We start from the raw sequence: 9,454 nt of genomic DNA on the forward strand, positions 1-9,454 counted from the left end.
CGCGAATGTTTCGTCAACGCTTCTGACGAAAGAACTTTGTGGGACCGGGACATGTGCCCTACACGGATTCCGGTGTGAAGGGCGGCGGTCCCCCGGCGTAGGGCAGCTGCCCGATGCCGCGCCGGGGCCTCAGCCGCAAGCCTGACCACATGACGAACACGCAGGTCAGGAAGGTGCGGTGGGGGTGATGGCGGTGGGGCGGGTGCTACGGGACCGCACGGCGGGGCTGTTCCTCGCGGCGGTCGTGGTCTCCGGTTTCGGCAGCTCGGCGATGACTCTGGCGGCCGGGATCTGGGTCAAGTCCCTGACGGGCTCGGACGCGTTGGCGGCGCTCGCGCTGTTCGCGGTCTGGCTGCCGGTCCTGTCCGGGCCGCTGCTCGGTGCGGTGGCGGACCGCCTGCCGCGCAAGCCGCTGCTGGTGGGCGCGAACGTCACCCTGGCGGCCCTGATGGCCGTGCTCGCGGCGGTGGGCGCGCAGGGGCGGGTCTGGCTGCTGTTCGCGGTGCTGGTGCTGTACGGGTGCGCCTCGGTGCTGATGGACTCGGCGGAGTCGGCCGTGGTGGCGGGGACGGTGCCACCCGCGTTGCTGGGTGACTTCAACGGCCTGCGGATGACGGCGAACGAGGGCATGAAACTGGTCGCCCCGCTGACCGGCGCCGGGCTCTACGCGCGCTTCGGCGGCGGCGCGGTGGCCCTCCTGGACGCGGTCTCCTTCGCCCTGGCGGCCGGTCTCTACGCACTGCTGCGGGTACGCCGGACGGCCCGCCCCTCGCCCGTGGGACCGGGCGGCCGGGCGGCCGGGCTGCGGCAGCTGTGGGGGTCGCCGGTGCTGCGTCCGCTGGTCCTCGCCGCGTCGGCCACGATGCTGTGCGCGGGGCTCAACGGGGCGGCGCTGTACGCCGTCGTGGACGGCACCCTCGGCCACTCCCCCGCGTACGCCGGTGTGCTGTCGGTCGCCCAGGGACTGGGGTCCGTGACGGTCGGGCTGTTCGCGGGCGCGCTGATGCGCCGGCTGCCGGGCCGGGTGTTCGCGGCGGCCGGGACCGCGGTGTTCGGGGTCGCGGTGGCGCTGCGGACCGTGCCGTCCGACGCGGTGGCGCTCACCGCGTGCGCCCTGATCGGGGCGGGCCTGCCGTGCGTGCTGATCGCCGCGCTGACGGCGGTGCAGCGGGAGACCCCCGACGCGGTGCTGGGCCGGACGGCGGCGACCGCCGGCACGCTGATGATGTCGCCGAACGCGGTGGCGCTGGGAATCGGCGCGGGTCTTGTGGCGCGGGTGGACGTCACGGTGCTGCTGCCGCTGGTGGGGGCGGGGGCGGTCCTGACGGCGGCGCTGCTGGTGACGGGCCGGCGGGGCCCCCTGGCACCCGCCGGCCCGCCCGTCTCAGCCGAGGCGTGAGAGCGCCCCCCTGACGGTCGCCAGGTCCGGGTCCGAGGCCAGGCCCGCGTGGTACAGCCGGAGCTGGTTCGCGCCGAGCGAGGCGGCGTGCGCGGCGTCCCGCTCCAGCGTGTCGGGGCTGCCGCCCATGCCGCGCACCACGGTGAGATTGGCGGCGACGACCGCGTCGGCGGCGCCGGCGAACGGCCCGAGCACCGCCTCCCGCGCCGCGTCCGCCCCGGTGCACGGCAGCACCACCCCGTCGGCCACGGACAGGATGTGCCCGGGGTCGACGCCCACGTTGGCCCCGCAGCGGTACGGGGCGGGGTCGGCGTGCAGCAGCACCTGGAACCCGGGCGCGGCCGCCGCCCGCACCGCGCCGGTCACCGCTTCCTGGAGGCTCCGGGCCACCTCGGTGCGCCACCGCAGCGTGGCCTCCGCGAGGTCGGCGCCGAGCATCTTCCGGACGGCGTCCCAGCCCGCGTCCGGTGCTCCGGACCCGGACCAGACCGGCTCCAGGGCCCGGCGCACGGCCGCGCCCAGCTCCTCGGGGCCGAGGCCCTGTCCGGCGTAACCGGCCCGGCAGACGGCGCAGAAGCAGAGCGACATCAGGTACTGCGCCGCGTCCCCGAGTCCGACGCCCGCCACCTTGTCGTGGGCGTGGAGGTGGGCGAAGCCGTACCAGCCGCACGACTCCAGTTCGGTGCCCCGCGCCCCGTCGCGCACCGCCGCCTCCGCCGCGAGGTCCACCAGATAGGCGCGGACCTCCGGGCGCGCGATGCAGGGCGCCCACGGGTAGCGGTCCCCGTAGGCGTTGGCCACGGAGGTGTCCGGATGGTCGGCGCCCAGGCGTGAGCTGTGCGCGAGGACCACCCAGCTGTGCACGTCGAGACCGGCCCCGGACAGCGCCTCGGCGGCCTCGGCGAACGGGTCGTCGGAGGCCGTCCACGCCTGCCGGTACGGGCGGAGCGCCCGGTCCGCCCAGCGGCCTTCGTCCGGCGGGTACAGGACCGCCGCGTACTCGGCCGTGACGATGCGGTGGCCGGGGTGGCGGGGGGTCAGCGCCCGGGTGGAGTGGTAGGCGGACGCGAGCGTCACCTGCTGGACACCGAGGTCCGCGATGCGGGCGGGGGCGTCGGGGTCGCCGACGACGTCCCAGGGGTAGAGGAAGGCGGACGTCCTCATCCGCGTCCCTCCGCCCCGTGCCTCTCCAGCAGGGCGCGGCCGCTCGCGATGATCTCCGTCAGCTCCTTGATGTGGGCGGCCGGCGGCTCGGTGAGCGGGCTGCGCACCGGCCCGACGTCCAGGCCGCCCAGCCGGACGCCCGCCTTGACCAGGGATACGGCGTAGCCGCGCCCCTGCGCCCGGAGCTCGACGAGCGGCCGGTAGAAGGAGTCGAGCAGCGCGTTGACCAGGGCGTCGTCGCCGGAGTCCAGGGCGCGGTAGAAGGCGAGCGCGATGTCCGGGGCGAAGGCGAAGACCGCCGAGGAGTAGAGCGTGACGCCGATGCCCCGGTAGGCGAGGCCGGTGAGTTCGGCGGTGGGCAGCCCGTTGAAGTAGAGGAAGTCCCGCCCGGGCAGCCCGGTGCGCACGGCGCTCACGATGCGCTGCATGAGGTCCAGGTCGCCGTAGCCGTCCTTCAGACCGATGATCCCCGGGGTCTGTGCCAGGGCGAGCACGGTCTCGGGGGTGAAGACGGCGTTGTCGCGCTGGTAGACGATGGTCTCCAGGCCGGTCGCCCCGGCCAGCGTCCGGTAGTGGGCCAGCAGTCCCTCCTGGTCCGCGTGGACCAGGTACGGGGGCATGGCGAGGAGTCCGTCCGCACCGGCCTCCTCGGCGAGCTCCGCGAAGTGGACGGCCAGCGCGGTGCCGTACCCGGCGCCCGCGACGACCGGCACCTGCCCGGCGGTCTCCGCCACGGCGGCGGCGACGACGCGCCGGAACTCCTCCGGCGCCAGGGCGTGGAACTCCCCGGTGCCGCAGCAGGCGAAGACGGCCGCCGCGCCCGCGTCGACGCCCTGGCGGACGTGCGCCCGGAAGGCGTCCAGGTCGACGGCGCCGGCCGCGTCGTACGCGGTGACGGGGAAGAAGAGCGGCCCGGCAACGGCGGTGAGCCGGGCGGCAAGCGGGTCTGAGCTCACGGGCGCCTCCTGAGGCGTGCGCATCTCTGATTAGTGTCCATACTTATGAACGACGTCTAAGCTAGGCCCGGCGAGGCGCCGGGGTCAAGGCGCCGACGCCCCGGTCCGGACCAACCCGCGACAGGGTTCCCTTGACGCCTCCCGGGCCCCCGCATACCTTGTCCACGCATGTGAACCTGATCCAAGAGGAGACCCCGCATGCCCGCCGAAAAGCCCCGCACCGTCCTGCTCACCGGCGCCGCCGGCGGCCTCGGCACGCTGATGCGCGAGCTGCTGCCCGCCCACGGCTACACGCTGCGCCTCTTCGACATGGTGCCGGTCGAGGGCGAGCCGGACGCGATCACGGCCGACCTCGGGGACCGGGAGGCGCTGCGCGCGGCCGTGACGGGGGTCGACGCGATCATCCACCTCGCGGGCATCTCCCTGGAAGCCTCGTTCGACAAGATCCTCAAGGCGAACATCGAGGGCACGTACAACCTCTACGAGGCCGCGCGCGAGGCAGGCGTCCGCCGCGTCGTGTTCGCCTCGTCCAACCACGCGGTGGGCTTCACCCCGCGCCCGCTGCCGGGCGATCCGCTGATCCCGGTCCAGACCCCGCGCCGCCCCGACACCTTCTACGGCCTCTCCAAGTCGTTCGGCGAGGACCTCGCCCAGCTGTACTGGGACCTGCACGGGGTGGAGACGGTCTCCGTCCGCATCGGCTCCTGCTTCCCGGAGCCGACGTCCGTACGGATGCTCTCGGTGTGGATGAGCCCCGCCGACGGCGCCCGGCTCTTCGACGCCGCGCTCACCGCCGAGGACGTCGGCCACACCGTGGTGTACGGCTCGTCGGACAACACCCGGCTGTGGTGGGACCTCACCTCGGCCCGCGCGCTGGGCTACGAACCGCGCGACGACTCGGAGCCGTACGCGGCGAAGCTCGTCGCGGAACAGGGCGAGCTGGACCCGGCCAACCCGGACCACGCCCACCTCGGTGGCCACTTCTGCACCAACCCGCCGGTCTGGCCGCACTGACCAGGGCCCGGAAGGGACCATTCCGCCGTACGGGCGAAGTCGCCGAAAGGTAAGGGAACGGCAAAGCCGGGTCGTTCGTTCATCCTGCATGACCGCTATGACACCTGGCTCGAACCTTCCGCTCACCGCCGTCCGCGTGGCGGTGGACGTCGCCGCGCCCGTGCGGCTCGACGTCTCGGGCCTGCTGCTCACCGCCGACGGCAAGGTGCGCTCCGACGACGACTTCATCTTCTACAACCAGCCCGCGGGCCCCGGCGTGAGCTACCGCTCCGGCGGCGGCAGCGCGCCGGACGCCGTCGTCGTGGACACCGCGTCGGTGCCCGCCGGCATCGAGAAGATCGTCGTCACGGCCAGCCCGGACGCCGCCGGCCGGACCTTCCAGGGCGTCGAGCCGACCGCCACCGTGCGCAACGCGGACGACGGCGCCGTGATCGCCTCCTTCACCCCGCCCGGGCTGGGCGCCGAGACCGCGCTCGTGATCATGGAGGTCTACCGGCGCGGCGACGCCTGGAAGGTCCGCGCGGTCGGCCAGGGCTATGCGAACGGCCTGGCCGGCATCGCCACGGACTTCGGCGTCACGGTCGAGGAGCCCCCCGCCGCCACCCCGGCCGCCCCGGCACCGGTCACCGCCCCCGCCCACGCCGCCCCGGCACCGGTCACCGCCCCCGCGCCCCCGGCGGCCCCCGCGACACCGCCCGCGCCCGGCCGGATCAACCTGGACAAGGGCCGGGTCAGCCTCCGGAAGAACGAGACGGTCTCGCTGGTCAAGGCGGGGCGCCCGCTGCTCTCCCAGGTCAAGATGGGCCTCGGCTGGGAGCCCGCCTTCCGGGGCAAGGACATCGACCTGGACGCCTCCGTCATCGTCTACGGCCCCCGGCGCAACCACCTCGACAGCTGCTACTTCGGCAAGCTGTCCGTCCTGAACGGCGCGATCAAGCACTCCGGGGACAATCTCACCGGTGAGGGCGCGGGGGACGACGAGGTGATCGTCGTGGACCTGGGCCGGATCCCGGCGGAGGCGACGGGCCTGGTGTTCACGGTCAACTCGTTCACGGGCCAGAAGTTCACCGAGGTGGCCAAGGCGTACTGCCGGCTGGTCGACGCCGCCACCGACGAGGAGCTCGTCCGCTTCGACCTGACCGGGGCCGAGCCGCAGACCGGCGTGATGATGGCCAAGCTGATCAAACAGTTCTCCGGCGAGTGGGAGATGACCGCGCTCGGTGACTTCGTGAAGTCGCGGACCGTCCGGGGCATGGTCAAACCGGCCGCCCAGGCCCTGTAGGGCTCCGGGCACGACTCAGGGGCCGTCCGCGCGGCTGGCGGACGGCCCCTGTGTGACGGCCTCAGAGCTTCGTGAGCTTGGAGTACGGGCTCATGATGCGGCCCTGTCGGCCCGCGAAGTCGATGAGCACCGCGTCGTTGTCGCCCTCGACGGCGAGGACGCGTCCGAGACCGAACTGGTCGTGCGAGACCCGGTCACCCACGTCGAACAATTCGACCGGTGGGGCCGCCTGGGCCGGGCGGTTGAAGGGACTGGACGGCAGGTGGCGCCGGGAGCCGGCTGACTGTTTCATTAAGTCGAGTATGCGCCCCCGAAGAGCCCGACGCCATGCCCCGCAGTTAACGGTTGGGCTGCCGCTTCCACGGACCGGTGATCGCGACCATGATTCCCGGGGTCTGGATGTTCGCGAACAGCGTCCGCCCGTCCGGGGAGAAGGTGACCCCGGTGAACTCGCTGTACTCCGGCTCCTGCGCGCTGCCGATGTTCAGCTCGTTGCGCGCGATCGGGTACGTACGGCCGCTCTCGGTCGCCCCGAAGAGGTGCTGGACGCCCTCGCCGTCCTCGGCGATGACCAGGCCGCCGTACGGCGAGACGGTGATGTTGTCCGGGCCGTCGAACGCGCCGTCCTTCGACGGGTCCGGGTTGACGCCCAGGAGCACCTTCAGGGTCAGCGTGCGGCGCTTCGGGTCGTAGAACCAGACCTGCCCGTCGTGCTGGACCGGGCTCTCGGCGCGGGCGAAGGAGGACACGATGTACGCGCCTCCGTCGGCCCACCACATGCCCTCCAGCTTGCGGGCACGGGTGACCGCGCCGTCCGCGAACTGCTTGCGCACCGAGACGGACCTGGCGTCGCGGTCCGGCACGTCCACCCAGTCCACGCCGTACACGGTGCCGGTCTTCGTGGCCCGGGAGAGGTCGTCGACGAACGTGCCGTTCTTGTCGAAGCACTTGAACGCCTGGAGGACCCCGGCGTCGTCGGCGAGGGTGCGCAGCTTGCCCCGGCCGTGCCGGAAGCCGTGCGGCGGCACCCAGCGGTAGAGCAGACCGTTGGGGCCCGAGGCGTCCTCGGTGAGGTAGGCGTGTCCCTGCTTGGGGTCGATGACGACCGCCTCGTGCGCGTACCGGCCGAACGCCTTGATGGGGCGCGGCGAGCGGTTGGCGCGCTTGTCGTACGGGTCGACCTCGAAGACGTAGCCGTGGTCCTTCAGAAGGCCGTTCTTGCCGGCCTTGTCCTCGGTCTCCTCGCAGGTGAGCCAGGTGTCCCACGGGGTGGCGCCGCCCGCGCAGTTGGTGGAGGTGCCGGCGATGCCGACCCACTCGGCGGTGCGGCCGTCGCGGCGGGTCTCCACGACGGTGCAGCCGCCCGCCGCGACCGGGTCGTAGACCAGGCCGTCGGTGAGGGGCACGGGGTGCTCCCAGCCGGCCCGGGTGCCGCTCAGCTCGTGGTTGTTGACCAGCAGGGTCACCCCGCGCGGGCCCTCGAAGGCGGCCGTGCCGTCGTGGTTGGACGGCGTGTACTCGCCGCTGTCCAGCTTGGTGACCCCGCAGTGCGTGATGATCCGGTACGAGAATCCGGCGGGCAGCGCGAGTATGCCCTTCGGGTCGGGGCGCAGCGGGCCGTACCCGGGGCCGTGCTCATGGCCGTGGCCGTGGTCGTCGTGGCCGTGGTCGTCGTGGCCGTGCGCCGGGCCCCCGGCGGCGAGGGCGCCGGGGGCGGTGGCCAGCGCGGCGACGGTTCCGGTGAGGGCGATGCCGGCGCCGGTGAGGGCGGACTGTCTGGTGAATTCCCTGCGCGTGAAGGCCATCACGTACTCCTGGTGCTGCGGGGGCGTGCTGTTGACGGGCTCACCGTTCCGTCTGTTCCCCAACACCAGTTGAACCCGCGACGACTTCGGGGCGACCCGTTCGGTGAACTTCGGCCGCCCCTCGCACCGTCGCGGTACGCCCGATCAGTCGGCCGAACCGCCGCGCGAGCGCGCCTTGAACGCGGCCTTGCGGGCGTCCTTGGCCTGCTTCTTGTCGCTGTGCAGCCGCCCCATCGCCTCCAGGACGTCCGCCGTGGCCGGGTGGTCGACACGCCACGCCTCCTCGAAGAAGCCGCTGTGCTGGCCCGACAGGCCCTCGACCAGGCCCTGGAGCTCTTCGAGGTCGCCGGCGGCCTCCAACTGGGCCGCGATCGTGTCGATGGCGAGCCAGAAGATCATCGCCTCCGAGGGGGCCGGGACGCCCTCCGCGCCGCGTTCGGCGAGCCAGACGCGGGCCAGGCCGCCGAGTTCCGGGTCGTCGAGCACCGCGCGCACGGCGGGCTCCGCCTCGGCGCCGACCAGGGCGAGCGCCTGCTGGCAGTGCAGCCTGCGCAAGGGCCCCAGCTCGTCCGCGCCCCGGGCGGCGTCCAGGAGTTCGGCGGCGGCGCCGTCCGGCCCTCGGCGGGTGAGCCACAGCTGGATCTCGGCGCGCGCGGCGGCCTCCGGGTAGTGGGCGACGCCGCCGAGGAGCGCGTCGGCGCCCTTGTCCGCGAGGTCCCCGATCGCCGGGGCGTCCACTCCGGCGTCCAGCATGCGGGCGCGGATGCCGTAGAGGCCGAGGGGCGTCAGCCGGACCATGCCGTACCGGGTGACGTCCTCCTCGTCGCCCGGGGACAGGGCGTCCTCGCCCTCCTCGACCAGCAGCGCCTCGTCCACCGGCTGGTACTCGACGATGCCGATGGGTTCGAGGACCTGGAACTGGTCGTCCAGCCGCATCATCGCGTCCGAGACCAGCTCCAGGATGTCGTCGGTGGGCTCGCCCATGTCGTCGGGGACGATCACCGAGGCGGCGAGCGCGGGCAGCGGGACGGGCGCCCCGTCCGCGCCTTCGCCGACGGTGAGCCGGTAGAGGTTGCCGAGGACGCTGTCCAGGAGCTCCGTCTCGGTCTCCGGGTCCCAGTCGAGCGCGTCGAAGTCGACCGAGCCGTCCTCGCCGATGAGGTCCGCGAAATCGTCGAAGGCGGGCGCGGTGGCGTCGGCGTACGCGGCCTCCAGGCCGTCGAGCCAGATCGCGAGGACGTCCGCCGGTGAACCCCCGGTCAGCAGCGCCAGGTTCTCGCCGGGCGTGACGGTCCCGGCCGGCTCCTCTCCGCCGGGCTCGTCGTCCTCGCCGTAGCCCTCGTCCCCGCCGAAGCCGGCGTCCGGGTCTCCCGTCCCACCGGCGGGGTCGTCGATCTCGACAAGACCGGTGTCCACGGCGAGCCGCCACGCCTCGCTGGCCTCGGCCGCGCCGTCCTCGTCCGGGCTGAGGCCGAGGAGTTCGGCGGCGGCGGGCAGCTGCGCGTCGGACAGTTCGCCGCCGGCGCCGACCCTGGTGTCCGGGCCGGCCCAGCGGGCGAGCCGTGCGGCACGGGCGAGCAGCGGCGCGGCCAGCGCGTCCCGTGCCAGCTCGGCCTCGGTGTGCAGCCGGACCGGCGGCAGGGTCGGGCGCTCTGCGGACATCAGGGGGTCTCCTCGGAACGTACGGGGGTTTCGGTCGCCGGACCGGCCGGCTCAGGACGTGTGCCGCGGGGCCCAGGGCCTGTGGCGGGGCGGGTGAAACGTGCGGAACACGCCCCCAGCGTAGACGCATTTCGCCGCGTGCCGACCGGAATGCGGGCACGCGCTCCGGCAC

The 9,454-nt window shown here is 73.6% G+C and carries 8 protein-coding genes; 3 read left to right on the forward strand and 5 right to left on the reverse strand.

All coding sequences use genetic code 11. The annotated features are described in order from the left end of the window. Positions 1-187 precede the first annotated feature (187 nt). The gene (locus tag ACLQ2N_RS18730) at positions 188-1,399 is read left to right on the forward strand and encodes an MFS transporter (protein WP_425815005.1); all 1,212 of its coding nucleotides are present in this window, start codon (positions 188-190) and stop codon (positions 1,397-1,399) included. Here ACLQ2N_RS18730 and ACLQ2N_RS18735 read toward each other — a convergent pair. Beyond that, positions 1,385-2,563, reverse strand: a complete 1,179-nt coding sequence (locus ACLQ2N_RS18735) for a hypothetical protein (protein ID WP_425814408.1) — start codon at positions 2,561-2,563, stop codon at positions 1,385-1,387. The genes ACLQ2N_RS18730 and ACLQ2N_RS18735 overlap by 15 nt on opposite strands. Next, complete coding sequence (locus ACLQ2N_RS18740; RefSeq protein ID WP_425814410.1) at positions 2,560-3,519, reverse strand: 5-dehydro-4-deoxyglucarate dehydratase; 960 nt, start codon at positions 3,517-3,519, stop codon at positions 2,560-2,562. Before ACLQ2N_RS18740 ends, ACLQ2N_RS18735 begins: the two co-directional genes overlap by 4 nt. A 198-nt stretch (positions 3,520-3,717) precedes the next feature. Between ACLQ2N_RS18740 and ACLQ2N_RS18745 the strand changes: the two genes are divergently transcribed. Continuing rightward, the gene (locus ACLQ2N_RS18745; protein WP_425814412.1) at positions 3,718-4,533 is read left to right on the forward strand and encodes an NAD-dependent epimerase/dehydratase family protein; all 816 of its coding nucleotides are present in this window, start codon (positions 3,718-3,720) and stop codon (positions 4,531-4,533) included. A gap of 88 nt (positions 4,534-4,621) precedes the next feature. Continuing rightward, entirely contained in the window at positions 4,622-5,815 is a 1,194-nt protein-coding gene (locus ACLQ2N_RS18750; protein ID WP_425814414.1) for a TerD family protein, read from the forward strand. Positions 5,816-5,876: 61 nt separating this feature from the next. On the opposite strand, the gene ACLQ2N_RS18755 is transcribed toward ACLQ2N_RS18750, so the two are convergent. The 3 genes from ACLQ2N_RS18755 to ACLQ2N_RS18765 form a co-directional block, all read right to left on the reverse strand. Then, positions 5,877-6,107, reverse strand: a complete 231-nt coding sequence (locus tag ACLQ2N_RS18755; protein WP_018104640.1) for a CarD family transcriptional regulator — start codon at positions 6,105-6,107, stop codon at positions 5,877-5,879. 46 nt (positions 6,108-6,153) lie between these two features. Then, on the reverse strand, positions 6,154-7,620 hold the full coding sequence (locus tag ACLQ2N_RS18760) for an alkaline phosphatase PhoX (protein WP_425814416.1): 1,467 nt from the start codon (positions 7,618-7,620) through the stop codon (positions 6,154-6,156). Between the two features lie 144 nt (positions 7,621-7,764). Continuing rightward, the gene (locus tag ACLQ2N_RS18765; RefSeq protein WP_425814418.1) at positions 7,765-9,282 is read right to left on the reverse strand and encodes a hypothetical protein; all 1,518 of its coding nucleotides are present in this window, start codon (positions 9,280-9,282) and stop codon (positions 7,765-7,767) included. Positions 9,283-9,454: the final 172 nt, after the last annotated feature.

The organism is Streptomyces sp. DT224 (genome assembly GCF_049844595.1).
Classification (GTDB): Bacteria; Actinomycetota; Actinomycetes; order Streptomycetales; family Streptomycetaceae; genus Streptomyces.

Coding starts and splice junctions, on each gene's coding strand:
- ACLQ2N_RS18750 (WP_425814414.1), top strand. CDS start 4,622: ATGACCGCTATGACACCTGGCTCGAACCTTCCGCTCACCGCCGTCCGC.
- ACLQ2N_RS18760 (WP_425814416.1), bottom strand. CDS start 7,620: ATGGCCTTCACGCGCAGGGAATTCACCAGACAGTCCGCCCTCACCGGC.
- ACLQ2N_RS18745 (WP_425814412.1), top strand. CDS start 3,718: ATGCCCGCCGAAAAGCCCCGCACCGTCCTGCTCACCGGCGCCGCCGGC.
- ACLQ2N_RS18735 (WP_425814408.1), bottom strand. CDS start 2,563: ATGAGGACGTCCGCCTTCCTCTACCCCTGGGACGTCGTCGGCGACCCC.
- ACLQ2N_RS18765 (WP_425814418.1), bottom strand. CDS start 9,282: ATGTCCGCAGAGCGCCCGACCCTGCCGCCGGTCCGGCTGCACACCGAG.
- ACLQ2N_RS18730 (WP_425815005.1), top strand. CDS start 188: ATGGCGGTGGGGCGGGTGCTACGGGACCGCACGGCGGGGCTGTTCCTC.
- ACLQ2N_RS18755 (WP_018104640.1), bottom strand. CDS start 6,107: ATGAAACAGTCAGCCGGCTCCCGGCGCCACCTGCCGTCCAGTCCCTTC.